The sequence below is a fragment of the Sphingobium agrisoli genome (assembly GCF_041877245.1).
Classification (GTDB): domain Bacteria; phylum Pseudomonadota; class Alphaproteobacteria; order Sphingomonadales; family Sphingomonadaceae; genus Sphingobium.
In genome coordinates, this window is sequence record NZ_JBHDJI010000002.1 from 17,045 (window position 1) to 43,751 (window position 26,707).

Genomic DNA, 26,707 nt, shown 5'->3' on the forward strand with positions numbered 1-26,707 from the left:
CCCTCATCCTCCCCTGCAAGGGGAGGGGGACCACGAAGTGGTGGAGGGGTGTCATCCTCTCGATAGGGGGACACCCCTCCGTCAGGGCTTCGCCCTGCCACCTCCCCTTCCAGGCGAGGATGATTTTACCCCAGGAGTCCCCATGATCCGCCCTTCGCTCGCCCTTCTCGTCCTCCTCCCCCTTGCCGCCTGCGGGTCGGGCGAGCGCGATGGCGTGGGCGGGGTGAGCGCCAGCGAGGCGCAGACGCTCAACGAGGCGGCAGCGCGGCTCGACGCGCAGGCGGGCGCGGCGCAAAGCGGCCAGGCGGGGCTGAACCCGGCGGCGCAAGCAGCCGCGCGCGCCGATCGCGATCGGGTTCCGGCAAACGCCACACATCCCTGACGCGAAAAGGGCTGCCCCAACGGCACAGCCCTTCCTTCATGAGCGCAAAATGAGGCTCAGCAGTTCCGGTCGATTGCCCGGCCGGCCAGCGCACCCACGCCCGCGCCAAGGATGGCGCCGGTCGTGCCATCGCCGCGACGACCGTAGCGGCCCGAACCCTTGCCGATCTCGTTACCGAGCAGGCCCCCGGCGATGGCGCCGATGATCGTGCCGCCGGTGCCGTTGTCACGGCAGCGATAGCCGCCCCGATACCCGCCGCGATAGCCGCGATAGTAATTGTTGCGGTAGTAGCGGTCGCCCCGATAGCCGCGATAATAATCGCCGCGATAGCCGCGATATCCACGATCATAGCCGCCGCGATAATAGTCGCCGCGATAGTAATCGCCGCGCTCATAGCCGCCGCGATAATATTGCGCGCTCGCCGGCGCGGTCGTGGCGGCGAAGGACGCGGCACCCATTGCCAGCGCGGCGCCCATATTCACGAGAAACTTCATCTTCATGGCGTTGCTCCTCCATAAGCCATCCTCTTGGGCGGCCGCTTCAGAAAGAACGGGATTGCCCATCGATTGATCCCCTTATGATCGATTCGCCTTGAGCCGAGCCTGAATGGCGGTGACAGCCCCCGTTCAGGCGTGAACGCCTTGCCACGCGCCTGCTGCGCCCTGCCGGATATTGCCCTATGGCGGGCACGATGCAGCGAATCCTGATCGTCCTGGCGCTCGCCGTCCTGCTGTTGCCCGCCCCGCATCTGTCCAAGCCGCAAAGCGTGCAGGCGGGGCGGCTGCTGGTGCGCGCGCGCGCCTTGCCGCTCAGCAGCCTTGATGCGCGGCTGACCCATGCGGGCGCGCTTCGATATCTGGGGGGCTGGAGCCTGGAGAGCGACAATCCCGGTTTCGGCGGCATATCCTCGCTGATCGCCGATCCGTCCGGTCAGATGCTGGGTTTGAGCGATTCCGGCATTTTGATGGGCTTCCATATCGGGCCTGGGGCGGACAGGCTGCGTCCCTTCATCGCCCCCCTGCCCGTCCGCGCGAAGGACCGCTGGCGGCCGTGGTGGTCGTGGGATAGCGAGGCGCTGGTCCATGATCCCGTTACCGACCGCTACTGGGTCGGCTTCGAAATGTTGCAGGCGGTGTGCCGCTACGGCCCCGGCTTCGCGCGGGTGGAGGCGTGCCGCGCCTGGCCGGAAATGTTCGCCTGGCCCGAAACCGGATCGATCGAATCGCTCGTCCGCTTGCCCGACGGTCGTTTCCTGGCGATCGGGGAAATGGGGATGACGGCGGACGGCCGACACGAGGCGCTGCTGTGGGACGGCGATCCGGCGGAAGAAGCGACCGACGATCCCGTTCATCTGCGCTATGCCCCGCCGCAAGGCTATCGCCCGACCGACGCGGTGATGCTGGACGCGCGGCACATGCTGGTCCTGAACCGCAGGCTGACCTTGCAGGAACTGTTCACCGCCGTCATCGCCATCGTGGACCTGCCCGACCGCATCGACGCGGACACGGTGCTCAAAGCCAGGCCCCTCGCCCGCCTAGCGCCGCCTCTGCTCGCCGACAATTTCGAGGGGATGGCGGTAACGCGCGAAGCCGGCCGCCCGGTGATCTGGATCATATCCGACGACAATCACGAATTTTTCCAGCGCACCCTTCTGCTGAAATTCGGCCTGCCGCATGTCGGGCCGCCGGGCCGGCCATGAACACGCTGCCCCGACAGGCAGGCCCCTCACCCCGCCATCGCGCTCGCCGTATCCTCCAGCGCCAGTTGCACGAGCACGCCCATCGCGTCCGCCGCGCCCTGGGGATCGCCCGCCGCAATGGCGTCGAACACGCGGACATGATCGGGGATCGGGTTGCGCGGCAGGGCGCGGGCGCGCTGCTTATATTGGGTGGTCCAGTTGACCGCAGCGCCGATGCTGGCGGTCAGCACGATCAGCGCGTCATTGCCCGTGGCTTTGAGGATCGCATTGTGAAAGTCGCGGTCGGCGGCGCGGCCGGCGTCGGTCGCCAGCGTGTGGCGGCGCATCGCGGCGAGCGCGTCCTTCATGACCTTCAGATCCTCCTTGTCGCGCCGCTGCGCCGCGAGCCGTGCCGCCGCCGGCTCGACGATCGCGCGCAGTTCGAACAGGTCGCGCACGAACTGGATGTCGGGCTCCCCGGCGAAGGCCCAGGCGAGGACTTCCGGGTCGAGCAGGTTCCAGCGGGTGCGCGGCAGCACGCGCGTTCCCGCCTTGGGCCGGCTTTCGACCAGCCCCTTGGCGGTCAGCACCTGGATCGCCTCGCGGTAGGCGCTGCGCGACACGTCCAGTTCCTCGGCGAAGGCGACCTCGCCCGACAGCGTGTCGCCGGGCTGATACTGGCCCGACAGGATCGCCATGCCCAGCTTGTGCGCGATCGCGCCGTGCAATCGCCGCCCCGGCCCGCGAACAGCGCGCGCGCCCTCGGCGGCGGCTAAATCCTCCTTGTCCGACGATGGTGCCGATCGCGTCATCCCCACTCCTGCCGCATCCCCTGTCATCCCCGGCTCATCGCTACACCCAAAGGATTGTCATTACCATGATCCTGTAATATGTCGGAGTAATTATCGGAAAAGCGACGCAGGGTGGAAATGAATATGGCATGGCGCCTGTTACAGCATCGGTCGGCACAGGGGGAACGCAGCGTCATCGCCGCGCAGGGTGAGAGCGCGCATGTCGTCCCCGGCTTCACGAGCACCCGCGCGCTGGCGCTCGCGGCGATCGCGCGGGGAACGACGCTTGCTGCGCTGGTCGAAGCCGCGGGCACGGGCGCGCCGGTCGACATAGCGGCCGAATATGCCGCCGGACGCCTGCTCGCGCCGATCGACCATGAGGATGGCGCGCATATGCTGCTGACCGGCACGGGCCTTACCCATCTCGGATCGGCCGAAGGGCGCGACAAGATGCACCGGGAGGCCGCCGCCGCCGAGAAGCAGACCGATTCCATGCGGATGTTCCTGGAGGGGCTGGAGGGCGGCAAGCCGGCCGCCGGACAGGTCGGCCAGCAGCCCGAATGGTTCTACAAGGGCGACGGATCGCAACTGGTGGGACCGGGCGAACCGCTCGCCATGCCCGCCTTCGCCCAGGATGGCGGCGAGGAGCCGGAACTGGCCGGCATCTACATCATCGGCGAGGATGGGACGCCCTGGCGCATCGGCCTTACGCTCGCCAACGAATTTTCCGACCATGTAACCGAACGGCACAATTATCTCTGGCTCGCCCACAGCAAGCTGCGGCAGGCGGCGCTGGGGCCGGAACTGCTGGTGGGGGCGCCGCCCGCCCATGTCGAAGGAGCGAGCCGCATCGTCCGCGACGGCGCGACGGTGTGGGAAAAGCCGTTCCTGTCGGGCGAGGCCAACATGTCGCACAGCCTCGCCAATCTGGAGCATCATCACTTCAAATATGATCTGTTCCGCCGGCCCGGCGACATCCATGTCCATTTCTTCGGCACGGCGACCCTGTCCTTCAGCGACGGGTTCCAGACGCAGGACGGCGACATTTTCGAGATAGAGGCCGCGCCCTTCACCCTGCCCGCGCGCAACCCGCTGCGCCGCGCCGACCCGGCCGACGTCGCCGTCCGCGCGCTGTAAACAGACATCTCATCAGGAGAGGATACCCATGACCAAGACACTGCGCCGCGCCGCCGCCGCGCTGCTGCTGTGCGCGAGCGCGCTGACCGCCCCGCTCGCCAGCGCCGACACCGACGGCAAGCCGACCACCGCCACCATCCATGGCGACAAGCCCGGCGCGGTCTATGACAAGCGCATCTTCACCCAGTTCGCCGAGCATCTGGGCACCGGCATCTATGGCGGCCTCTGGGTCGGCAACGACAAGTCGATCCCGCAGACCAACGGTTTCCGCAACGATGTGATCGCCGCGCTTCGCAACCTTGCCGTCCCCGTCATCCGCTGGCCGGGCGGCTGCTTTGCCGACGAATATCATTGGCGTGAAGGGATCGGCCCCCGCGCCAAGCGCCCGGTCAAGGTCAACACCAACTGGGGCGGCGTGACCGAGCCCAATGCGGTCGGCACCCACGAATATTTCGAGCTGCTGCGCCAGGTCGGCGCGGACGCCTACATCTCCGGCAATGTCGGCAACGGCACGCCGCAGGAAATGGCGGAGTGGATCGAATATATCACCGCGCCCGCCGGCAGCCTGGCCGACGAGCGCGCGAAGAACGGGCATAAGGAACCCTGGGCGCTCGCCTCCTTCGGCATCGGCAACGAACTATGGGGCTGCGGCGGCAACATGACCGCGCAATATGCCGCCGACGTGACGAAACGCTATTCGACCTTCCTGAAGGTGCCCGCCGGCAAGACGCTGGTCCGCATCGCGTCGGGCGCCAATGGCGGCGACTATAACTGGACCGAAGTGACGATGCGGGAGGCGGCGAAGCAGCTCGACGCGCTCTCGCTCCATTATTACACGATCCCCCAGGGCGGCTGGCCGCCCAGGGCCGATCCGGTCAATTTCGGCGAAACCGAATGGGCCGACACGCTGGCCGCCACCTGGAAGATGGACGAGCTGATCACCGGCCACGCGAAGATCATGGACAAATATGATCCGCAAAAGCGCGTCTTTCTGGCGGTCGACGAATGGGGCACCTGGTATGCGCCCGATCCGGGCACCAACCCCGGCTTCCTGCGTCAGCAGAACACGCTGCGCGACGCGCTGGTCGCGTCGGTCAATCTCGACATCTTCGCGCGCCACGCCGACCGCGTCCGCATGACCGCCATCGCCCAGATGGTAAACGTGCTCCAGGCGATGATCCTGACAGAGGGGCGCAAGATGGTGCTGACGCCCACCTATCATGTGTTCGAGATGTACAAGCCCTGGCAGGACGCGACCGTGCTGCCGATCGACTTGACCACGCCTTGGTACAACAAGGACAAGTTCGTGATGCCGGCGGTCAGCGGATCGGCGGTGCGCGGCAAGGACGGGAAGGTCCATATCGGCCTGTCCAACCTCGATCCGAACCAGCCCAACAGCGTCACGGTGAAACTCGACGGCCTCAATGTCACGACCGTGTCCGGCCGCGTGCTGACGGCGCAGGCGATCAACGCGCACAACACGTTCGACGCGCCCGAAACGGTCAGGCCGACGCCCTTTACCGGCGCGCAGGTGAGCGGCGGGACGCTGACCGTCGCGCTGCCGCCCAAATCGGTAGTGGTGCTGGACCTGCAATAGCACAGGAGCGGGCGGCGGGCCGGTCCCGCCGCCCGCCCGCTCTGGTCAGGCGGGCAAGGTCATGATAATCAACGCCCATATCCGATGACCCAGCCGACCGCACCCGCCCGCCCCGGCATCTACGCCCGTGGCTCCGAAACCGTCGACGCCATATTGAAGGCGGCGCTTGACCTGTTGATCGACGAGGGCGCGGAGGGCTTCACCATTCGCCGCATCGCCGCCCGATGCGGGATGAAGGTCGGCAATGTCAGCTATCATTTCCCGCGCAAGGAAATGCTGGTCCAGGTGCTGCTGGACGATCTGATCGACCATTATGCCCGACTGCTCGACGCCATGGTCCGCAAGCCGGGACTCGCGGCCGAAGAGCAATTGCGTCGGTTCATCATCTTCTGCCTCGACGACATCGGAACGAAGCAGACGACGCACCTCTTCACCGAACTCTGGGCGCTCGCCAATCATGACGCGGTGGTCGCCGACCGGGTACGCGCCTTTTACGAGCGGGTCCATGGCGTGATCGGCGGCTATGTGGCGGATATGAACCCGGCGCTGCCGCCCGACGACGTAAAGACGGTGGCGCTCTACATCAGCGCCACGATGGAAGGGGCGACGCCGTTCCTGGGGCATGGCAAGCCCTGGGTCGAACATATGCCGGCCTATGCCGCCATCGCTGTTCAATCGCTGCTGACCCTGGCCCGCACCGCTACGCCGCAGAGCCTCGCGCCGGTGCGGGTCGAGGACCAATCGCGCGAAATGGAGCCCGCCTGAGCGCTTTGCCGCGCCGCAACAATTTTTGTGCGATACGTCATTTCGCCCCCTTGACCTAAACTTGACGTATGTCCAATCTTCGGTGCGACGCAGCAGGCGTGAAGGGGGATAAGCCAGCATGTCGACCGCCAAGATGATTGTCGCCGCCAGCCTCGCCGCCCTGATCGCGGGCAGCGCCGTCCCGGTGCAGGCGGCCCCCGCCGTGCTGGAGCCGGAGGAATCCAACACCGTTACGATCGACCCGCCCAAGCCCGGCTGGTTTTTCGTCGATGGCGGCTGGGACATGCCGGGCACCAGCATCTTCGACAGCGAAACCGGCAAGATGAAGGGCATGGTCGAAACCCGCCGCCTGGCCGACATGGCGATCGACCCCGCTGGACGCTATTATTATGTCAGCGAAACGATCTGGTCCAAGGGCGATCGCGGCACCCGGCAGGACATGGTGTCGGTCTATGACAGCAAGACGCTCAATCTGCTCACCGAAATCCCCCTGCCCGGCCGCATCCTGATCGGGTCGCGCAAGAACAACTTCATCATCAGCGACGATGGCAAGACTGGCTATATCTATGATTTCAGCCCCACATCCGGGGTGAATATCGTGGACCTTTCCAAGCGGAAATTCGTCGCCGCGATCGAACTGCCCGGTTGCGCCAGCCTGATGCCCAATCCCGGCGTCGGCTTTTCCGCCCTCTGTTCCGACGGGTCGCTGGCGACCGTCGCGATCAAAGGCGCCAAGGGTGATATCACCCACAGCGCGCCCTTTTTCGACGCGACCAACGACCCGATCTTCGACAATTTCGCCTATGACCGCAAAACCAAGTCCACAACCTTCCTGACCTATACCGGCCAGATCTACACGGCGCGGATGAGCGCGACGCCAGTCATCGCCGCGCCCTTCTCGATCCAGGCCGCCGCCGGCATCCGCGTGGGCGAAACTAAACCGCTGGAACTCAACTGGTATCCCGGCGGCCGCCAGCCGATGGCGCTGCACCGCCCGACCGGCCACCTCTTCGTGCTGATGCACAAGGGCGAATATTGGTCGCACAAGGCGCCGGGCGACGAGGTGTGGCAGGTCGACGTCGCCGCCAAGAAGGTGGTGAAGCGCTTCGCGCTCAAGGAGCCGATGGGCAATATCGAGGTGTCGCAGACCGAAAAACCGCTGCTCTACATGAACGGGGAAAAGGGCGAGGCGCTGGTGCTCGACGTCTCGACCGGCGAGGAAAAGCACAAGATCGAACATGCCGGCGGCGGCACCATCACCGTGCCGGAGGTCTATTGACGGTGGGCGCGTTGGGCCTCCAGACGCTCGCGCTGCTAGGCCTGACGAGCGCAATCGGGGTCGGGCTGCTGTTGCTGGTGGCGGCGGTCGACCAGTGGCGACACCGCGCGCTGCTGCCGGGGATCGTCGCCAATTACCGCCTGCTTCCCGCCGCGCTGGTCGGGCCGGCAGCCACAGCGCTGCCATTTGCCGAGGGCGCTATCGGCGCGGCGCTGATCGCCGGGCTGCATCCGCTGGCAAGCCTGGCGGGCATCGCGCTGCTGCTGCTGTTCGCCGGGGCGATGGCGGTCAACATCCGGCGCGGGCGCGGGCATATCGATTGCGGTTGCGGCCATGGCGCGCTGCGCCACCCGATCGGCTGGGGCCTGGTGGCCCGAAACCTCGGTCTCGCCGCGCTTTTGGGTCTTCGTTTCGTTCCCGCAACGAATTTTGCCGTGGCGGATATCGCGACCGCTGTTGCGGGCGGCACCACCCTGTTTCTGCTCTCACAGCTGTCCAACTCGCTGTTCAACTTAGCCGCTTCGCCTGTCCATCGGAGATAATATGCTGGCCTCGCTCATCATCTCGCAGATCATCTCCTGGATCGTGATCGTCGGGCTTGCCGTGGCGCTGCTGGCGCTGGCGCGGCAGGTGGGCGTGCTGCACATCCGCGTCGCCCCGGCGGGCGCGCTCGCCACCAGCGGCGGGCCGGAGGTCGGCAGCAGCACGGGGGCCATCGCCACCCGCACGCTCGACGGCAAGCCCGTGACGATCGGCGGCCATGCCCATGGCGTGAAACTGCGCCTGCTCTTCTTCGTGTCGGCGCAATGCCCGCTGTGCAAGGCCGTGATCCCGATGGCGCTCAGCTTCGCCAAGGCGGAACGGGTGGCGCTGACCTTCGTCGGCGACGATGATCCCGCCGCCCAGCGCGCGATGATCGCGCAGCACGGGCTGGACGGACACGCCTTCGTCAATGGGCCCGAAGTCGGCCAGGCCTATGGCGTTGCCAAGCTGCCCTTCGCGGTGCTGCTGGACGAAGAGGGCGTGATCCTGTCCAAGGGGCTGGTCAACAGCCGCGAGCATCTGGAGAGCCTGATCATCGCGCATGAAATGGGCATCCGCACGGTACAGGACTATATTGGCGGCCTGAAGGCGCAGGCGGCATGAACCGACAAATGGGGGCAAGACAATGACGCGATTCGATGCCGACGCCATGGGGGAAAAGCTGTTGCGGCGCTTTGCCGGGGGCTCGTCGCGCCGGTCGATGCTGACGCGGCTGGGCGCCGCGCTGGTCGCCGCCCCCGCCTTCCCGCTGCTCCCCGTAAGCCGCGCCGAAGCGGCCAAGCCCGACCGCTCGCCCGAAGCCAAGACCGCCTTCGCCCGCACCGCGCAGACGAAGGACGACACCAAGTGCGACTATTGGCGCTATTGCGCGATCGACGGCGCGCTGTGCACCTGCTGCGGCGGCGGCATCCATAGCTGCCCGGCTGGCGCGGAGCCCTCGCCCGTGTCCTGGGTCGGCACCTGCATCAATCCCGACGATGGCAAGGCCTACCTCATCGCCTATCGCGACTGTTGCGGAAAGCCCGCCTGCGGCCAGTGCGGATGCGACAATACCGACCGCGAAACCCAGCTCTATCTGCCGCAGCTCAACAATGACGTGATCTGGTGCTTCGGCACCAGCAGCATGGAATATCATTGCTCGACTGCCGTGATGGTGGGCGCGGCGAGCTAAGGACCGGCATGGCGGCGGCGGAGCGATGGATGCGCGCGCTGGCGATCGGCGCGCCGCTGCTGCTGGTCGCCACCATGGGCCTGCGCGCCGCGCTGCCGCCGATGGGCCTGCTGCCCGCTGCGATCACAGATGCCGACATGGCGCGCGCCGATTATGTCGAACAATGTGCCGGCTGCCATGGCGTCCAGGGCAGCGCCGCGCCCGCGCAATTGCCCGAACTGCGCGGGCGGGTCGGCTGGTTCCTCTGCACCCCCGACGCGCGTGCCTATCTGCTGCGCCTTCCCAATGTCGCGCACAGCCGGATCAAGGATAATCAGCAGCTCGCCGACATGATGAACTATGTCGTCTTCGGCCTTGGCGGCGCGAGCGCGCCCAGGGACGCTGCCCCCTTCACCGCCGATGAGGTCGCGCGCGAGCGGCAGCACGCGCTCTCCACCACCACCCTCAAGGCCGAACGCGCCCGCCAGGTCGACGCCGCCATTCGCCAGTGCGGCGCGCCCGCATCGCTGCGGCTCCTCTATCCGGGGCAGAAGGGCTGAGATCAGCGGGCGCGCATGGCGTTCCAGTTGAACAGGAACGCGCGATGCTCGGCCCAGGTCTGCCCCTCTACCCGGTCCCCGCGCAGGCAGGCGCTGCTATGATAGGGCCCCACGCCGTCGGTGGTGCGGAAGCTGACGCAAAGCCGGCCCCGGTCCTGCTTCCAGCGGCCCGCCTCTATGTCGCTGTCATAGAAGCTGCCGGTGACGGTGCCGTCAGGTGCCAGGCGGAGCAGCATCGCCTTCACATAGGGCTTGGCCGGATCGGTCGATAGATCGACGGACCATGTGCCATCGAGCGTCTCCGGGGGCTCGGCCACGGCAGGGGCCGTGGCGGCAAGGCAGGCGATCAGGACCAGGCGCTTCATTCGGCTTTCCTCCACGCCCGGACAATCGGACGATAGGAAAGCAGCGTAGCGTGGCGGCTTTGCGCCACCAACCGCCTTTTGGTGCAGCCGCCGCCGGACGTGTCGGTCCGGCGGCGCGCACAGCGTGTCAGAATTTCTGCCCGAACCGCATGCCAAAGAATTGCGGCCGGATGGTGAAGGTACGCGACGATCCCGCACAGAAGTCGATCGAGCAGAAGGTGTTCTTCGTCAACTGCCCCCGCTTGTCGAAGGCGTTCTGGATGAAGAAACTGAGGCTCCAATTTTCCTTTTTGACGCCGCCCGAGAAGTTGAAGCTCACAAACCCCTTCGTGTTGCCCAGCAGCGCGTTGCTGTCGACGTTCAAATCCTGTGTGGCGCCAGTCTGATATAGGGCAGCACCCTGAAGGAAGGTGTCGAGTTCGCCCAGGCTCGTGTCGAAACGGATCGAGGTCGTGCCCTTGAACTTGGGCTGGCGCGGGAGTCTGGTGCCGTTGGCTGCGGCAACCTGCGGCGTCGGCGGGCTGGATCCAGCCACATCCTCGCCAAGGGTGCAGGAGGCAAGCTGTGAAATGGTCGACGTCGTTCTATCGAGGGCGAAGTTGCAGAAATTGCCCTTCAACTTGCCGTCATTATAAGCGCCCGAGCTGGAAATGGTGAATTTGCCGAGCTTCAGGTCGGCGTCATATTCCACGCCCTTGACCTCGGCCTTGCCCGCATTGCCGGTCATTCCCGCGCCCTGCGCGCCGGAAACGACCACGCCATATTGGATATTGTCCCATTTCTCCAAATAAACGGCGGCATTGAGGCGGAAGATGCCGCCCCAGGTGGTCTTCATTCCGAGTTCGTAGTTGGTGAGCGTTTCCGACTGGAACGGCGCGACATCCACCGGCCCGAAGCCGCGGATACGCAGCGGCCGGTTGAAGCCGCCGGGGCGGAAGCCGGTCGAATAGTTGGCATAGACCATCTTGTCGGGCGTGATCTGCCAGTCGAGGGCGATCTTGTGCGTCTCGCCCTTTTCCTTGTAGCGGCCGGTCTGGTCGGCGGCGCGGAAATTGGTGTTGAGGCACTGAAGCCGCTCATCTGGCAGCGGCGTCGGGCAACCCATCGTGCCGGTGGGCACATAGTAGGACGTCACCTGGTTCGCAGCCGAGGCAGCCACGCCGGCAAAGCCCTTCACGGCAAAGTCGGTCCAGAAATAACGGATGCCGCCCGTGATCTTCAGCGTCGGCGTAATATCATAATGGCCTTCGGCGAATATCGCCTTGTCGTGATAGAGCTGGTTCTGCTCGACGATGTAGAAACCGTCCTGCTTCACCGCTGGCGTGCCATAGACCATGGTGCCGAGCGGGTTGCCGTTCGGGTTGATGACCGTGTTCGTAAAGTAGGGAACGGAGTCGTCCGCCGTGTCGGGGATGCCGTCCTGGTCATAATCGATCGCGAACATCGCCGGCACGCCGATCAGCCCGCCCGCAACGTCGCCGCCGCCCGTTTGCGTATAACCGGTGATCGTGTCCAGCCCCCTGATCGCATAGTAGGTGTTGCTCTCATTCTTCTGACGCTGGTAAAAGCCACCGATCGTCAGGTCGAACGGCCAGTCCTTCGGCGTCGTCAGCCGCAGTTCCTGGGTGAACTTGTTGCGGTGCCAGTCGGCATGATAATATTGGGTCGGATCGATCAGCGAACATTGCTGCGCCGCACCCGATCCGGTGCAATTGTCGAAAAATTGCAGGTAGCTTTCATAGCCGCCACCAAAGCCGTCATAGGTGACGGTATAATAGGTGTAGTCGTTCAGCGTCTTGGTGCGGCGCTTGAAATAACCGGTCGCGGAGACCAGCTCGAAATCGCCGATATGGCCGCGGACGGACAGGGCGGCCTGGAACCAGCGATCGTCGTTCCGGGTCTTGTCATAATCATGAACCTCAAGATCGCCGACACGGGGGTCGTAGCCGAAATAGCCGTTGGAAACCTGCCGCTGGCCGGTGAATTGCGGGGTGATCTGCCAGCCGTCGACCGGCTCCCACAGAATCTGAATGCGGCCGCCGAATTCCTTGATGGTGTTATAATCGTCCTTCGCAATATCGGCGTTGCTCAGATTGTAGAAGGTCAGCGGATTGGTATCGCCGAGATTATAGACCGCAGGATCGCCGTTGTTCAGCTTCCCGTTATTGAACTTGTTATCGATATAGCCGCCGTCGCGCCGGTAGTAGCCCATGACGCGCAACGCCAGCGTATCACCCTGCGGGATGTTGATGTAGGATTCGATCTGACCGCCGAAATCGCCCTTGCCATATTTGTTGGCCTCGACATCGTAGCCGAATTCGAAAGCGCCCAACTTCGGCTTGTTGGTGATCAGGCGGATGGTGCCGGCGAGCGATCCCGCGCCATAGAGGGTGCCCTGCGGACCGGACAGCGCCTCGATGCGTTCGAGGTCATAAGCATGGATGTCGGGAACCTCGGTGCCGGTGATAGGGATATCGTCGAGATAATAGCCGACCGACGCATAAGCGCCGCCAGCCGGGACGATGCCGCGGAAGAAGGCGGTGTTGCGGCCCGGCCCGATGCCCTCGAACGAAACCGAGGGGAGCAGGGTCGCGAAGTCGCTCAGCCCCTTGACCTGTCGCTCCGCCAGGGTCTCGGCGCCCAGCGCCTGCATGGAGATCGGGACTTTCTGGATGCTCTGCGCGCTGCGAGTCGCGGTGACTATGATCTCGCCCAGCCCCTGTTCCTCGGGCGGCGCCTGGTCCGCCGCCTGCGCGAGCGCGACGCTCGGCGCGGCGATCCCTGCCAGCATGGTGGTGACGCCCAGCAGGCGCAAGCGTTGCGCGCGGCGGCGAGACTGGATTGTCATATGATGAAACCCCCCTCTTTGGTTAAACCGGACCTCCTTCTTCCTCTCCACTATCCAAGCGGTTGCATCCGCCAGTCTATGCCGCATCGCACCATGCCCAAAAGCAGCATGTTGCGGGTCCATGCCGTGCGAGCGCACGAGCCGGCGCGTCCCGCCGCACGGATGCGTCGAGAGCGCCGCCCGACCCGGCGGCAACGACCGATATTCTGCGTCTACCCCTTATACGCGGCCATACTGGACGCGCGTCCAGCTTCGATAATGTCGCAAGAACAGCCAGAGTCAACAGGGGCCATACAGGTAATTTGCACACCCCCCGGCGGGGGCCATTGCACCATGCCGAAAAGGCGATCATGGTGCAGTGCGAAAGGGACCGGCAGCGTGGCGCAATCGATAGAGGGCATCGCGACGATCGAGGCAGCGCTGGCGCAAGCGGCGCGACTGATCGACAGCGCGCCCGACGCCGCGCTGGCGCAGGCCGAGGCGATCCTCAGGCAGCGGCGGCTGGCCCCGGCCGAACTCATCGCCTGCCAGGCGCTGCGGCGGATGGGCCGGACCAGCCAAGCCCTGCCCCGTTTGGCGGCGCTCGCCCGCAGCGACGTGCATGTGCCCGCCGTGCTGTGGGAATTGGCGCAGGCGGCAAGCGAGGCGGGCGCGACCGCGCAGGCCATCGCTGCGCTGGAAAAGCTTACCCGTCGGCAACCGGCCGTCGCAGCCGGCTGGTTCCTGCTCGCCAGCGAACTGCGCCGGGCGGGACGGGAGATGGACGGATGGCGCGCCGACCTCTCGGGCGTGCGCGCCGCCTCACGCGATCCCGTGCTGCTGGACGCCGCGGCCGCGATGAACGAAGGCCGGCTCGACGCTGCGGAGGCGCTTCTCAAGGGCAGGCTTGCGCAAAGCCCGGACGATCCGCCCGCCGTCCGCCTGCTGGGCGAAGTCCAATGGCGGCGGGGCGACATGGTCGAGGCGCTGTCGCTGGTCGAGCGGGCAGTGGCGCTCGCTCCCGGCTTCGATCTCGCCCGCGACTTCCTCGCCCGGCTGCTGCTTCAGAACAACCGCCTGCCCGAAGCGCTGGCGCAGGCCGAGACGCTGGCGCGGTCGCCGCTGCGGCATCCCGGCTACGAACTGCTGCGCGCCTCCATCCTAGTACGGCTGGGCGATCAGGCGGGCGCGTGCGCCATTTACGAGGCGCTGCTGAAGCACAAGCCCGACCATCCGCAGGTCTGGCAGAATCTGGGCCATGCCCGCAAGACCCTGGGCCAGCAGGCCGGCGCGATCCACGCCTATCGCCAGGCGGTGATTCACCAGCCGACGATGGGCGAAGCCTGGTGGAGCCTCGCCAACCTCAAGACGGTGACGCTGGACGCCGACGACATCGCCGCGATGCGGGAGGCGCTCGAAGCGCTGAGCGCTGAGGCCGGGACGCGCCAGGAGGACATATTCCACCTCCATTTCTCGCTCGGCAAGGCGCTGGAGGATGCCGGCGACCATGCGGGGGCGTTTGACCATTATGCGCAAGGCAACCGGCTGCGCCGCGCGCTCCTGAGCCATGACGCCGCCGCCTTTTCCGCCGAGGTGAGGGCGGGCGCGGCGGCCTTCACCGCGCCCTTCATCGCCGCCATGGGTCCAGGCGGCTGCACCGCCCCGGACCCGATCTTCATCGTCGGCCTGCCGCGTTCCGGCTCCACCCTTATCGAGCAGATCCTGTCCAGCCACAGCCTGGTCGAAGGAACGATGGAACTGCCCGAAATGATGATCATCGCCAGCCGGCTTCAGGCGCGGGTGGACGAGGGCGAATTTGCCGACTTCAAGCGCATGGTGGCCGCTCTGTCCCCCGCCGACCGGCTGCGGCTGGGCGAGGAATATATCGACCGCACGCGCATCCACCGCCAGACCGACCGGCCGCACTTCATCGACAAGATGCCCAACAACTGGCAGCATGTCGGCCTCATCCACCTGATCCTTCCCAACGCCCGCATCATCGACGCGCGGCGGCACCCGATGGCCTGCTGCTTTTCGGGCTGGAAGCAGCATTTCGCGCGCGGGCAGGCATTCAGCTACGACCTTGCCGACATCGGCGTCTATTATCGCGACTATGTGGGGGCGATGCGCGCCTTTGACGCGGCAATGCCGGGGCGGGTCCACCGTGTCATCTACGAGCATATGGTGGCCGACACGCCGGGCGAGGTGGCGCAGCTGCTCGATCATCTCGGCCTGCCGTTCGAGCCCGCCTGCCTCGCCTTCTGGGAAACCAAGCGCGCGGTGCGGACCGCCAGTTCCGAACAGGTGCGCCAGCCCATCTATACCGGCGGCCTCGATCAGTGGCGGCATTTCGCGCCCTGGCTTGGCCCGCTCGAAACCGCGCTCGGCCCGGCGCTGACCGACTGGCAATAGCGCCGGCCTGGCGACTGCCGGCCCCGCCCCGCCATTTTCCCCCTTGCCCCGCCGGCATTCCCATGCACAAAGCTTGCCAAACGCCGCGCGCGCGCGCCGATTTCACGCGGGCTTAACCCGGCGGCCATAAGGACAGACGGATGGACGACCTCATCACCCCCGACCGGACCGGCCACCGGCCGCAGATCCCGCAGGAAGTGGGCGACGGGCTGTCGGTCATCTCCATCGCCAAAAGCTACGACAAGCGCGTCGTCCTGTCCGACGTGTCGCTGACGGTGGGCAAGGGGGAAGTGGTCGGGCTGCTCGGCCCCAATGGCGCGGGCAAGACGACCTGCTTCTATTCGGTCATGGGGCTGGTGCGCCCCGATCATGGCCGCATCGTGCTCGACGGGCAGGACATCACCAACCTGCCCATGTATCGCCGCTCCATCCTTGGCCTTGGCTACCTGCCGCAGGAAACGTCGATCTTTCGCGGCATGACGGTGGCGCAGAATATCGGCGCGGTGCTGGAGCTGGCGGAGCCCGACAAGACGGCGCGCGCGGATCGGCTGGAGCAGCTTTTGTCCGAGTTCGGCCTTACCCGGCTGCGCGATTCGGCCGCCATGGCGCTGTCGGGCGGCGAGCGGCGGCGGTGCGAGATCGCGCGCGCGCTGGCGGCAAACCCGTCGATCGTGCTGCTGGACGAGCCGTTCGCCGGCATCGATCCGCTGTCGATCGCCGACATTCGCGATCTGGTGAAGCAGCTCAAGACGCGCGGCATCGGCGTGCTCATCACCGACCACAATGTGCGCGAGACTCTGGAGATCGTGGACCGCGCCTGCATCATCTATGGCGGCCAGGTGCTGTTCGCCGGCAGCCCCACCGAATTGGTCGCCAATGCCGACGTCCGCCGGCTGTATCTGGGCGAGAATTTCCAGTTGTAGGATGCGGACGGGGCGCGCCTTGGCCGGACGGAGGACAGCGCGCTGATGGCGCTCGGGCCTCGCCTCGACCTGCGCCAGAGCCAGTCGCTGGTGATGACGCCGCAGCTTCAGCAGGCGATCAAGCTGCTGGCGCTCAGCAATCTGGAGATTGAGGCGTTCGTCGCGGGCGAGCTGGAGAAGAACCCGCTGCTCGACAGCGGCGGCGAGGAATTTTCGCCCCAAGCCGACGGCATCGACCGGGTCGAGGAACGGCCGACGCTCGCCGCCGAGACGGGCGCCAGCGACGAGTTGATCGCGCAGGGGCTGGGCGCGGCGGACGGTCCGCTGGATGTCGATCATGGCGCCGATATCTTCATCGACGATGGCCCGGCCGACCGGATCGTGGGCGCGAGCGGCGGGCTGGACATGCTGGGCGCGGGCGGCGGCTATGCCGAGGACGCGCCGGATTTCGACAGCTTCGCCGCGCCCGACATCAGCCTGCACGAACATCTGATGGACCAGGCGCGGGCTGCTTTGTCCGGCATGGACCTGCTGATCGCCACCCAGCTGATCGGGCAGATCGACGAGGCGGGATATCTGGAGGCGAACCTGCTCCAGACCGCCCATGCGCTGGGCGTGCCTTTGTTCGATGTCGAGCGGGTGCTGGGGGTCGTCCACGGCTTCGATCCGACGGGCGTGGGCGCGCGGTCGCTGTCCGAATGCCTGGCGCTGCAAGCCAAGGAAGCCGACCGCCACGATCCCTGCATGGCGCGTCTGCTCGCCAATCTCGACCTGCTGGCGAAGGGCGCCCTGCCCCAGCTGCGGCGCATCTGCGGCGTGGACGAAGAGGACATGGCCGACATGATCGCCGAGCTGCGCGGCTATGACCCCAAGCCGGGCCTCAAGTTCGCGTCAGACCGCGCCGCGCCCGTGACTCCCGACCTGTTCGTGCGGCGGACGCGCGAGGGATGGGGGATCGAGATCAACAGCGCCACCCTGCCCCGCGTTCTCATCAACCGCAGCTATTATGTCGAACTGTCGAGCGGGCCGCAGGATCGCAGCGCCAAGGCGTGGCTGGCCGACTGCCTCGCCAGCGCCAACTGGCTGGTCAAGGCGCTGGACCAGCGGCAGAAGACGATCATCAAGGTCGCGAGCGAGATATTGAAACAGCAGGAAGGCTTCTTCCGCGACGGGGTGGCGCATCTGAAGCCGCTGACGCTCAAAGCCGTCGCCGACGCGATCGGGATGCACGAAAGCACGGTCAGCCGCGTCACGTCTAACAAATATCTCTCCTGCCCGCGCGGCCTCTACGAACTCAAATATTTCTTTACGAGCGGGGTGGCGGCGGCGGACGGCGACGGCGCGGTCTCGGCCGAGGCGGTCAAGAGCCACATCAAGGCGCTGATCGCGAGCGAAGACCCGCAGGCGATCCTGTCCGACGACACGCTGGTCGACCTGCTCCGCGCCAAGGGCATGGACATCGCCCGGCGCACCGTCGCCAAATATCGCGAGGCGATGGGGATCGGATCGTCGGTGCAGCGGCGGCGGCAGAAGGCGCTCAAGGGAAAGGCGGCTTGAAAAAATCGACAATTTTCGGCAGCGATCACCGCAGCAATACACCCCTTTAAGCGAATTTTTCCTTACTGTTTTTATGGCCGCAGTAGATTTGCAGTTTCTGAGGGCTCATATGAAAATCGATACTCGCAAGCAATCAGGAGCCCACATCGGATGGCGTCCCTTGGGTCCAGATTCGTCGGTTCACGAGGCTATTAAAAGGGGAAAAAACCTTCGCATTGACTGCGCGACTTGTGGGCGACGGCACTTCGACTTGAAGCGCGCAATTCTGGCGAAAAAGGTACATGACACCTGGTCTAGAGACGACATCAGGACACAGTTTTCTTGCCTCAAGCGCAAGCGAGGAAAGTCATCAGCCTCTTGCTCAATCAAGGCTGTGGCGTTTGAGGTCAGAACGAGCGACTTGGAGGGATTCGGGGCTTAGCGCATCCTCGTCTGCACTAGCGACGACACGCACACGCGCTTCTCTGGATTGGCCTCTCGCAAAGGCCGCCGCTTCCTTAAGCCCTTGTCTAATGCTTTTATAGGGACTCATGTCTGCCGCACAAAGGATCCGCACCGCTACGCCTAGACCTGAAAACTTCGCCGAAGCCCTGCAGAAGGACTGACCTCACACAAGGACGCCCGCAAAAGCTCGTTCAACGCTGAAATCTAATTTCCCTCAATCCTCCTGATTATAACGGCTGAGCTTCCGGATAAAGCCGATCAACCCCGTCTGGCGGCTGCGTTTCATGCGTTCGGCGTGGAGGATGGTCTGGACGCGGGCGAAGCAGGCGTCGGCGTCGACGTTGCACAGGACATAGTCGTAGCCGTCCCAGTGGGCGATCTCGCCGGCGGCGCGGGACATGCGGGCGTCTATCACGGCGTCGCTGTCGGTGGCGCGCCCGCGCAGGCGGCGTTCCAGTTCCTCCATCGAGGGGGGCAGGATGAAGATGCGGACGACGTCGCCACCGGCAATCTGGTGCAGCTGCTGCGCGCCCTGCCAGTCGATGTCGAACAGCACGTCCTTGCCCGATTTCAGCATCGCTTCAACGGGCGCGCGGGGCGTGCCGTAGCGCTGGCCGAAGACATGCGCCCATTCGAGGAACTCCTGGTCGGCGACCATGCGGCGGAATTCTTCCAGATCGACGAAGCGATAATCCTTGCCGTCGACCTCGCCCGGCCGCATCGGGCGGGTGGTGGCAGACACGGACATGGACAGGTCCGGCTCGGCGGCGAGCAGCTTGCGGGCGATGGTGGACTTTCCCGCGCCCGACGGCGAGGAAAGGACGAAGAGCACGCCCCGGCGCTTGAAATCGGGCGTCTCGGCAGGAAGATGGTCGGCCATGGCCGCTAGTGCCGCGCGGCACGCGCTTTTGCAAGGGGGTGAAGGGAACGCATGACGAGGAGAGCGCGGCAGAGGAACCGGCGAGGCTTCATGCTGGCGGGGCTGATCGCGCTGATCGCGTGCGCGATCCTGTTCGCGATGCACCGCCCGCCGATCTGCACCTGCGGCTATGTGCAGCTATGGCATGGGGCGCTCGACAGCGGCAACAGCCAGCATCTCTCCGACTGGTACAGCCTCAGCCACATCATCCACGGCTTCCTCTTTGACGCGGCGGCGCACTGGCTGCTGCGGCGGCAGCCGGTGGGCATGCGGCTGGCAGCGGCGGTCGCGGTCGAGGCGGCCTGGGAGATATTGGAGAATTCGCCAATCATCATCGACCGATACCGGACCGCGACGATCGCGCTCGGCTATTCGGGCGATTCGATTGTCAATTCCATGAGCGACATCGGCATGATGACGGCAGGGTTCCTGTTCGCGGCGCGCGCGCCGGCGCGGGTGACGATCGCCCTGGCGGTGGCGCTGGAACTGATCGCGCTGGCAGTGATCCGCGACAATCTGACGCTCAACGTGCTGATGCTGACATGGCCGATCGAGGCGATCCGCGTCTGGCAGGCGGCGCTTTAGGCCGCGCCCTTGCGCCGGGCGCTGTCGATCGGGATGGCGTCGGCCGGTTGGCCTGCGCTCTGGTCGGTCAGCAGCTTCTGCGTCTTCTTGCGTTCCGCCTCGCGCTTCGCCTCATAGAGCTTGCCCGCCATATAGGCCCCGGTCACGAACAGCGCGCCAGCGGGATAGCGCATGATGAGCCGCTTGGCGCCCGCGCCGGCGATCAGGCCGACGACACCCTTCTTGCCCGTCCCCGCCGCGACCCGCGCCGCGACGACGGTAGCGCCCAGGCGGGCGACCTTGCGAAGGAGTCCGGCCTTCTTGGGCGGCCGAACGGTGACGAGGGGGGCAGCTGGCTTCTTCATACCGGGTTAATGTATCGCAGCCGCCCCGGTTCCGCCATGTTGATCTGGATCAGACCATATTTTCCGGCCGCACCAGCCGGTCGAATGTCGACGCGTCAACTAGGCCCAGATCCAGCCCCGCTTCCTTGAGCGTCAGCCCCTTCTTGTGAGCGTGCTTGGCGATGGCGGCGGCATTGTCGTAGCCGATTTCGGGCGCGAGCGCGGTGACCAGCATCAGCGAGCGATCGACCAGTTCGGCAATCCGCGCCTCGTTCGCGACCAGCCCCTCGACGCAGCGTTCGGCGAAGCTCTCCATCCCGACGCTCAGCAGATGGATCGACCGCAGCACCGCCGCGCCGATCAGCGGCTTGAAGACGTTCAGTTCCATATGGCCCTGCATCCCGCCGACGGTCACCGCCTGATGGTTGCCGATCACCTGCGCCGCGACCATGGTCAGCATCTCGCACTGGGTCGGATTGACCTTCCCCGGCATGATCGAGCTGCCCGGCTCGTTCGCCGGCAGGTCGAGTTCGCCTAGCCCCGAACGCGGCCCGCTGCCGAGCAGGCGGATATCGTTGGCGATCTTGGTCAGCGCCACCGCGATGCTGTTGAGGCGGCCGGAAAAGTCGACCAGCGTGTCATGACTCGCCAGCGCCTCGAACTTGTTGGGCGCGGTTTCGAACGGGAAATGGGTGATGGCCGCGATCTCCGCCGCGATGTCCTCGGCGAAGCGCGGCGGGGTGTTGAGCCCGGTGCCGACCGCCGTGCCGCCCTGCGCCAGTTTCGACAGGCCATGTTCGACCAGCGGCATGGCACGGGTGCGAGCGAGGCGGATCTGGGCATAATAGCCGGAAAATTCCTGGCCCAGCGTCAGCGGGGTCGCATCCTGGAGATGGGTGCGGCCGATCTTGACGATGTGGCCCCATGCCTGCGCCTTGGCGAGCAGAGCGTGCTCCAGCCGCTCCAGCGCGGGGAGAAGCTGGCGCGTGGCAGCGAGCGCGGCGGCCACATGCATGGCGGTCGGGAAGCTGTCGTTGGACGACTGGCTCATATTGACATGGTCGTTGGGATGGACCGGGCTCTTGCCGCCGCGCGTGCCGGCGAGCAGTTCGTTGGCGCGGCCGGCGATCACCTCGTTCACGTTCATGTTCGACTGGGTGCCGCTGCCGGTCTGCCAGATGACCAGCGGGAACTGGTCGTCATGCCGGCCGGCCGCGACTTCCGCCGCCGCTGCCTCGATCGCGTCGGCCAGGGCGGGGTCCAGCCCATGCTTGCGGTTCACCCGGGCGGCCGCCTGCTTCACGATGGCGAGCGCGTGAACGATGCCGATCGGCATCCGCTCTGTCGCGCCGAAGGGGAAATTCTCGATGCTACGCTGGGTCTGCGCGCCCCAATAGGCGTCGGCGGGAACCTCTATCGCGCCGATGCTGTCGGTCTCAGTGCGCGTGGCGGCCATGCAAATGCTCCCTTCATGAGGATATTTAGGAGCAAGGCAGCGAAATCCAAGCCGATGTCAGTCGCGCACTTCGACGGCGGCGAGCGCGCGCGGCACGGAGGCGAGCAGGTCGCGCAGGGACGGGGCGCTCACCACATTGTCGCGGATCACCTGCTGCGGATCGACCACATGGCCAAAGCAGATGCCGCACAGGTCGCCGCGCACCCAGGTGATGCGGGCGGGCATGTCCAGCCCCTTGGCGCGCAGATGGACGCGCGCGCCCTTGGCGAAGCCGGCCGAATGTTCCAGCAGGCATCCGCCCGCCGATATGTCGCCGACGATGACGCTGCGGCTATCTTCGCCCTCCTGCATTTCGGCGGCAAAGGCGGTGACGAAGCGGGCGTGCCGCCGCCGGTCGAAAAAGGTCGCCATTTCTTCGCCTGTCATGGCTGGATGCTCCACTAAGATGCCGGGGCCGGCGCAGGACGGGTCAGGTGCGTCGGCCGATGGGCGACTGTCGCGGACATCTCCTAACAAAAGGTAAATTTCCTGGACCGACCATAAGTTGGAGAGCGGGAGCTTTCTATTTGCAATAACGACGCAAAGTGCCGATGGAGCGGCCAAAAGGGGATCGCCATGAAACCATATTGCCTGCCAGCGCTGATGCTGGCCCTGCCCACCCCGCTGATGGCGCAAGCCCCCGACGAGGCGAGCGATGGCGCCACCATCATCGTCACCGGCGCGGGGTTGCCGCTGCCGCCGGGGACGCCGGCCTATGGATCGGTGACGATCGGGCGCGACCGGCTGATGGACAGCGCGTCGGGGCGGATCGAAAGCGTGCTGGGCGATGTCGCGGGCTTTCAGCAGTTCCGCCGGTCGGACAGCCGCTCCTCCAACCCCTCCAACCAGGGCGCGACGCTGCGCGCGCTGGGCGGCAATGCGTCGAGCCGGACTTTGGTGCTGCTGGACGGCGTACCGGTGGCCGATCCCTTCTTCGGCTATATCCCCTTCAGCGCTCTCGTCCCTGACCGGCTGTCGGTGGTGCGGGTGACGCGCGGCGGCGGGATCGGCGCGTTCGGCGCGGGCGCTGTGGCGGGCACGATCGAACTGGCGAGCGCGACGCGCGACCAGTTGCCGGACCTGTCGGCCAGCGCCTTCTACGGCAGCCGCGACGCGACCGAGCTGTCGGCCGGGCTGACGCAGGATCTGGGCGGCGGCTATGTGTCGCTGTCCGGCCGGTGGGATCGAGGCGACGGGTTTCAGACGACGCCGAGGTCGCAGCGCGTGGCCGCGACCGTGCCGGCGGCCTATGACGGCTGGTCGGCCAATCTGCGCGCGGTGGCTCCCCTGTCGGCCTCATCGGAGCTTCAGTTCCGCGCGACCCTGTTCGAGGACCAGCGGACGCTGCGGTTCCGTGGCGCGGACAGCATGAGCCAGGGGCAGGACGCGAGTATCCGCTATGTCGCGCGGGGGCCGTGGCAGGTTGATGCGCTGGCCTATGTCCAGGCGCGCAACTTCTCGAACATCGTGATTTCGTCAAACGCGCCGTTCCGCAAGTCGCTCGACCAGCGCAACACGCCCTCGACCGGGATCGGCGGCAAGATCGAGCTGCGGCCGCCGGTGGGCGGGGGGCATCTGCTGCGGCTGGGGGTCGATACGCGCTTTGCCACCGGCGACATGTATGAGGATGCCTATAATGCCGGGGTCGCGGCGAACCCGCGCACCCTTCTGCGCCATGCCGGGGGCGAACAATGGACGAGCGGGCTGTTCGTGGAGGATGACTGGACGATCGGCCGGCTGGTGCTGACCGGCGGGGCGCGGGCGGATCGCTGGTCGATCCGGGATGGGTTCTATAAGGAAGTCACTGCGGCAACGGGCGCGCTGTCCAGGAACTCCAGCTATGCTGATCGGTCGGATTGGCAGTTTTCCGGGCGGGTCGGCGCGCTGATGCAGGCGGCAGATGCGGTGGCGCTGCGCGCGGCGGCCTATAGCGGGTTCCGCCTGCCGACGCTCAATGAACTGTATCGGCCTTTCGTGGTGTTCCCGATCACGACGCAGGCCAACGCGGCGCTCAGCCCCGAGAGGCTCGAGGGCGCGGAAGCGGGCGTCGATCTCACGCCGGCAGCGGGTGTAAAGCTATCGGCCACGGCCTTCTACAACCGGCTGGACGACGCCATCGCCAATGTGACCTTGAACGCCACGACCCGGCAGCGGCGCAATGTCGACGCGATCGTCGCCAAGGGGGTGGAGGTAACGACGGAGGCGGCGCTGGGCGATATGCGGCTGTCCGCCTCCTACGCCTATGTCCGCAGCAAGGTGGATGCGCCCGGCGCTCTGTTCGACGGCTTCCGCCCGGCGCAGACGCCGCGTCATGCGGCAAGCGCGACCTTGGCCTACAGCCCGGCGCAGGGGCCGACCTTGTCCACGACCTTGCGCTATGTCGGGGCGCAATACGAGGACGATCTGCAAAGCGACGTGCTGCCCGACGCGCTGACGCTGGACGCGCTGGCGCGGGTGCCGATCGGGCATGGGATCAAGCTGGTGGCGCGGGGCGAGAATCTGTTCAACGAGGATGTCGTCACCCGCAATGCGGGCGGATCGATCGACCTCGGCACGCCGCGCACGCTCTGGATCGGGGTCAGCTTCGGCGGTTAAATCATCGCGCTTGGATATGCCCCGTTCGCCCTGAGCCTGTCGAAGGGCCGAACGGAAATAGGCGTGATGCCGGTTTGAAGCGCGTTGCTTTAGCCCCGGATGAAAAGGCCGCGCAGGCCCTTGGGGCGGCTCTGGAGGGCGGCGGCACGCCAGTCCTGCGCTTCCGCCGCGTCGCCCTCGCGCGGGTCGAGCAGGCGGATGCGGGCGCGGCGGTAGGCGGCGGGGTCGAGCGTGACGAGAGTCAGGCCGTGCTCGGACGCCGTCGCCGCGAGCAGCGCGGGAGCATCGTCCTCCAGCGGCATCTCGCCGCGCCGGATCGCGACGGCGGCGTCGACCGGAAGGATATGCCCCTCGAAAGCCGGGACGAGCTGCTGGCCGATCCAGCTCCGCATTGTCGCGCCCGCCGCCTTGTCCTGCCGCGCGATCCGGGTGGAAAGCGCGCCAAGGTCGGCCAGCGACAGGGCCGAAATGAAGAGCCGGTCGCGCGCCACTCTCGCGGCCCAGCTGGCGATCCGCCTGTCGCCCGCCGGGGCGCGGGCCGCGCGAAGCTGAAGCAGGACCGGGGTATCGAGCAGATACATCAAGTGAACAGCGAGTTGTACAGCTGAATCGCACTATCGCCCTCCGGCGCGGCGAGCAGATCGACGATATTGTCGCCCTCTCCGCTGAGGCGGCGATACTGGTCAATGCTCATCAGCACATGGGTCGGTCGCCCCCGATCGGTGACGAAGAGCGGCTCTGCGCGGGCGATTCGCTTGGCGGCGCTGACGTCCTGATTGAACTCCCGGCTGGTCATGACCTTCATCGGACGGCGTTCCCGGACCAGAAATGATTGCGCTACCTTATAGGTACGTACCTACATTGTGGAGGGGATGCAACAGATGGGGCAGGCCGGCCGGAAAAATGCCGCCGGCGGCATTTTTCCGATTGCGCTCCGCCGCGCACCATCGTCCCCTGGGGCAAATCGCGGCGAGATGCCGAACGATGGGGGATGGATGATGGACCTGCTAACTGGCGCCTGGGCCGCGCTGACCGACATACTCAATCCGCACGGGCCGGCGGTGAACGCGGCGAACAGCTATACGCCGTCCGACTTCAGCATCCATTTCTTCCTCCAACTCGCGATCATCATCGCCACCTGCCGGATCGTCGGCTGGCTGGGGCAGAAGCTGCTGAAACAGCCCCAGGTGGTGGGCGAGATGATCGCCGGCGTGGTGCTGGGGCCGTCGCTGCTCGGCCTAGCCTTCCCCGATATCCAGAATGCGATCTTCCCCAGGGAGACACGCAACATCCTCTATGTCGGCGCGCAGCTCGGCGTCGGGCTCTACATGTTCATGGTCGGGCTGACGCTGCGGCTCGATCATTTTCAATCGAAGGCGCGCAGCGCGGCCACGGTGTCGGCCGCCGGCATCCTCGCCCCCTTCCTGCTCGCCGCGCTGATCACGCCGATGCTGGTCGAGGTGCCGGGCCTGTTCGCGGCCGGCATCGACCGGGGCAGCGCCACCCTGTTCATGGGGGCCTGCATCGCGCTGACCGCCTTTCCGATGCTGGCGCGGATCATCAATGAAAATGGCCTCTCGGACTCGTCGCTCGGCACGCTGGCGCTGACGGCCGGAGCCTTCGACGATGCGGCGTCCTGGTGCGTGCTGGCGATCGTGCTGGCGACCTTCGGCGCGGGTGCGGGGGTGGCGGTGATCGCGATCGGCGGCGCGGTCCTCTACGCCGCCTTCATGCTGCTGGTCGGGCGCAGGCTGCTAGCGCCGCTCGGCCGCGCGGTCGAGGCGCGGGGCGAAATGAGCATGACGATCCTGGCGGTCACGATCATGCTGTTCTGCCTGTCCGCCTTCCTGATGGACGCGATCGGCATCCATGCGATCTTCGGCGGGTTCCTGATGGGCGTGTGCATGCCGCGCGGCCGCTTCGTCGCGGAACTGAAGCAGAAGGTGGAGCCGATCGCGGTCGTGCTGCTGCTGCCGATGTTCTTCACTTACTCAGGGCTCAACACGCGGATGGACATGGTCAATTCGGTCGAGCTGCTGCTGATCGCGATCGCGGTGCTGGCGGTGTCGATCCTCGCCAAGTTCGGCGCCTGCTACGCCGCCGCGCGGCTGACCGGCGAGGATAACGCCACGGCGCTCGGCATCGGCGCGCTGATGAATTCGCGGGGCCTCATGGAACTCATCATCATCAACATCGGCTTGCAGAAGGGGATCATCGGCCCGACGCTGTTTTCGATGCTGGTGCTGATGGCGATCGTGACGACGGTGATGGCAACCCCGCTGTTCGAGGCCGTCTATGGCCGCAAGGCGCGGGCGAGCGGGGTGCTGGCCGCCCGCGACGGGACGCTCGCCGCCGTCTGAGCGCCACGCGCGCATCACGC

The 26,707-nt window shown here is 66.1% G+C and carries 26 protein-coding genes; 16 read left to right on the top strand and 10 right to left on the bottom strand.

The features are described 5' to 3' along the window. Positions 1-142 precede the first annotated feature (142 nt). On the top strand, positions 143-382 hold the full coding sequence (locus tag ACETPF_RS04415) for a hypothetical protein (protein WP_373933089.1): 240 nt from the start codon (positions 143-145) through the stop codon (positions 380-382). A 56-nt stretch (positions 383-438) separates the two neighbouring features. Here the strand turns inward: ACETPF_RS04415 and ACETPF_RS04420 are convergent, their stop codons facing one another. Continuing rightward, complete coding sequence (locus ACETPF_RS04420) at positions 439-882, bottom strand: glycine zipper 2TM domain-containing protein (RefSeq protein WP_373933090.1); 444 nt, start codon at positions 880-882, stop codon at positions 439-441. 191 nt (positions 883-1,073) lie between these two features. On the opposite strand from ACETPF_RS04420, the gene ACETPF_RS04425 reads away from it, so the two are divergent. Continuing rightward, entirely contained in the window at positions 1,074-2,081 is a 1,008-nt protein-coding gene (locus tag ACETPF_RS04425; RefSeq protein WP_373933513.1) for an esterase-like activity of phytase family protein, read from the top strand. A 26-nt stretch (positions 2,082-2,107) separates the two neighbouring features. Here the strand turns inward: ACETPF_RS04425 and ACETPF_RS04430 are convergent, their stop codons facing one another. Then, the gene (locus tag ACETPF_RS04430) at positions 2,108-2,872 is read right to left on the bottom strand and encodes a FadR/GntR family transcriptional regulator (RefSeq protein WP_373933091.1); all 765 of its coding nucleotides are present in this window, start codon (positions 2,870-2,872) and stop codon (positions 2,108-2,110) included. A 123-nt stretch (positions 2,873-2,995) separates the two neighbouring features. Here ACETPF_RS04430 and araD1 point away from each other — a divergent pair, with 123 nt between their 5' ends. The 8 genes from araD1 (at position 2,996) to ACETPF_RS04470 (ending at position 9,882) form a co-directional block, all read left to right on the top strand. After that, positions 2,996-3,988 carry an AraD1 family protein gene (araD1, locus tag ACETPF_RS04435; RefSeq protein ID WP_373933092.1) on the top strand — a complete coding sequence of 331 codons (993 nt, stop codon included), beginning with the start codon at positions 2,996-2,998 and terminating at the stop codon, positions 3,986-3,988. Positions 3,989-4,016: 28 nt separating this feature from the next. Beyond that, positions 4,017-5,585, top strand: coding sequence for an alpha-N-arabinofuranosidase (locus tag ACETPF_RS04440; protein WP_373933093.1), 1,569 nt, complete (start codon positions 4,017-4,019; stop codon positions 5,583-5,585). An 84-nt stretch (positions 5,586-5,669) separates the two neighbouring features. Beyond that, entirely contained in the window at positions 5,670-6,350 is a 681-nt protein-coding gene (locus tag ACETPF_RS04445; RefSeq protein WP_373933094.1) for a TetR/AcrR family transcriptional regulator, read from the top strand. A gap of 118 nt (positions 6,351-6,468) precedes the next feature. Then, positions 6,469-7,629 carry an amine dehydrogenase large subunit gene (locus ACETPF_RS04450; protein WP_373933095.1) on the top strand — a complete coding sequence of 387 codons (1,161 nt, stop codon included), beginning with the start codon at positions 6,469-6,471 and terminating at the stop codon, positions 7,627-7,629. A gap of 2 nt (positions 7,630-7,631) precedes the next feature. Next, positions 7,632-8,171: a MauE/DoxX family redox-associated membrane protein gene (locus tag ACETPF_RS04455; RefSeq protein ID WP_373933096.1), complete on the top strand. Its 540-nt coding sequence runs from the start codon at positions 7,632-7,634 to the stop codon at positions 8,169-8,171. 1 nt (position 8,172) lies between these two features. Next, a complete protein-coding gene (locus ACETPF_RS04460) occupies positions 8,173-8,775 on the top strand; it encodes a redoxin family protein (RefSeq protein ID WP_373933097.1) in 603 nt (200 codons plus the stop codon). 22 nt (positions 8,776-8,797) lie between these two features. After that, positions 8,798-9,343, top strand: a complete 546-nt coding sequence (locus ACETPF_RS04465; RefSeq protein ID WP_373933098.1) for a methylamine dehydrogenase light chain — start codon at positions 8,798-8,800, stop codon at positions 9,341-9,343. An 8-nt stretch (positions 9,344-9,351) separates the two neighbouring features. Beyond that, positions 9,352-9,882, top strand: a complete 531-nt coding sequence (locus ACETPF_RS04470) for a cytochrome C (RefSeq protein ID WP_373933099.1) — start codon at positions 9,352-9,354, stop codon at positions 9,880-9,882. 2 nt (positions 9,883-9,884) lie between these two features. Here the strand turns inward: ACETPF_RS04470 and ACETPF_RS04475 are convergent, their stop codons facing one another. Beyond that, the gene (locus ACETPF_RS04475; RefSeq protein WP_373933100.1) at positions 9,885-10,247 is read right to left on the bottom strand and encodes a hypothetical protein; all 363 of its coding nucleotides are present in this window, start codon (positions 10,245-10,247) and stop codon (positions 9,885-9,887) included. A 127-nt stretch (positions 10,248-10,374) separates the two neighbouring features. Beyond that, the gene (locus ACETPF_RS04480; RefSeq protein WP_373933101.1) at positions 10,375-13,095 is read right to left on the bottom strand and encodes a TonB-dependent receptor; all 2,721 of its coding nucleotides are present in this window, start codon (positions 13,093-13,095) and stop codon (positions 10,375-10,377) included. 378 nt (positions 13,096-13,473) lie between these two features. On the opposite strand from ACETPF_RS04480, the gene ACETPF_RS04485 reads away from it, so the two are divergent. The 3 genes from ACETPF_RS04485 to rpoN all read left to right on the top strand — a co-directional run bounded on the left by ACETPF_RS04485 (position 13,474) and on the right by rpoN (position 17,966). Then, positions 13,474-15,486 carry a tetratricopeptide repeat-containing sulfotransferase family protein gene (locus ACETPF_RS04485; RefSeq protein WP_373933102.1) on the top strand — a complete coding sequence of 671 codons (2,013 nt, stop codon included), beginning with the start codon at positions 13,474-13,476 and terminating at the stop codon, positions 15,484-15,486. 140 nt (positions 15,487-15,626) lie between these two features. Continuing rightward, on the top strand, positions 15,627-16,409 hold the full coding sequence (gene lptB / locus ACETPF_RS04490; protein WP_373933103.1) for an LPS export ABC transporter ATP-binding protein: 783 nt from the start codon (positions 15,627-15,629) through the stop codon (positions 16,407-16,409). 45 nt (positions 16,410-16,454) lie between these two features. Next, complete coding sequence (gene rpoN, locus ACETPF_RS04495; RefSeq protein WP_373933104.1) at positions 16,455-17,966, top strand: RNA polymerase factor sigma-54; 1,512 nt, start codon at positions 16,455-16,457, stop codon at positions 17,964-17,966. Between the two features lie 658 nt (positions 17,967-18,624). Here rpoN and gmk read toward each other — a convergent pair. After that, positions 18,625-19,290: a guanylate kinase gene (gene gmk, locus ACETPF_RS04500; RefSeq protein WP_373933105.1), complete on the bottom strand. Its 666-nt coding sequence runs from the start codon at positions 19,288-19,290 to the stop codon at positions 18,625-18,627. Between the two features lie 51 nt (positions 19,291-19,341). Between gmk and ACETPF_RS04505 the strand changes: the two genes are divergently transcribed. Next, on the top strand, positions 19,342-19,914 hold the full coding sequence (locus ACETPF_RS04505; RefSeq protein WP_373933106.1) for a DUF2585 domain-containing protein: 573 nt from the start codon (positions 19,342-19,344) through the stop codon (positions 19,912-19,914). Here ACETPF_RS04505 and ACETPF_RS04510 read toward each other — a convergent pair. From ACETPF_RS04510 to ACETPF_RS04520, 3 genes are read right to left on the bottom strand one after another with little or no spacing between them, the layout of a single operon-like run. Further along, positions 19,911-20,258: a hypothetical protein gene (locus tag ACETPF_RS04510; protein ID WP_373933107.1), complete on the bottom strand. Its 348-nt coding sequence runs from the start codon at positions 20,256-20,258 to the stop codon at positions 19,911-19,913. The two genes, ACETPF_RS04505 and ACETPF_RS04510, sit on opposite strands and share 4 nt — an antisense overlap. Before the next feature lie 49 nt (positions 20,259-20,307). After that, positions 20,308-21,693 (bottom strand): class II fumarate hydratase, encoded by a 1,386-nt coding sequence (gene fumC, locus ACETPF_RS04515; protein ID WP_373933108.1) that lies wholly within the window; start codon positions 21,691-21,693, stop codon positions 20,308-20,310. A 57-nt stretch (positions 21,694-21,750) separates the two neighbouring features. Then, the gene (locus ACETPF_RS04520) at positions 21,751-22,119 is read right to left on the bottom strand and encodes a PilZ domain-containing protein (RefSeq protein ID WP_373933109.1); all 369 of its coding nucleotides are present in this window, start codon (positions 22,117-22,119) and stop codon (positions 21,751-21,753) included. 189 nt (positions 22,120-22,308) lie between these two features. On the opposite strand from ACETPF_RS04520, the gene ACETPF_RS04525 reads away from it, so the two are divergent. Then, the gene (locus ACETPF_RS04525; RefSeq protein WP_373933110.1) at positions 22,309-24,327 is read left to right on the top strand and encodes a TonB-dependent receptor; all 2,019 of its coding nucleotides are present in this window, start codon (positions 22,309-22,311) and stop codon (positions 24,325-24,327) included. 89 nt (positions 24,328-24,416) lie between these two features. On the opposite strand, the gene ACETPF_RS04530 is transcribed toward ACETPF_RS04525, so the two are convergent. After that, positions 24,417-24,908 carry a PIN domain-containing protein gene (locus ACETPF_RS04530; protein WP_373933111.1) on the bottom strand — a complete coding sequence of 164 codons (492 nt, stop codon included), beginning with the start codon at positions 24,906-24,908 and terminating at the stop codon, positions 24,417-24,419. Further along, on the bottom strand, positions 24,908-25,132 hold the full coding sequence (locus tag ACETPF_RS04535) for a type II toxin-antitoxin system Phd/YefM family antitoxin (protein ID WP_373933112.1): 225 nt from the start codon (positions 25,130-25,132) through the stop codon (positions 24,908-24,910). Before ACETPF_RS04535 ends, ACETPF_RS04530 begins: the two co-directional genes overlap by 1 nt. A gap of 190 nt (positions 25,133-25,322) precedes the next feature. Here ACETPF_RS04535 and ACETPF_RS04540 point away from each other — a divergent pair, with 190 nt between their 5' ends. Beyond that, entirely contained in the window at positions 25,323-26,687 is a 1,365-nt protein-coding gene (locus tag ACETPF_RS04540) for a cation:proton antiporter (protein WP_373933113.1), read from the top strand. Positions 26,688-26,707 lie beyond the last annotated feature (20 nt).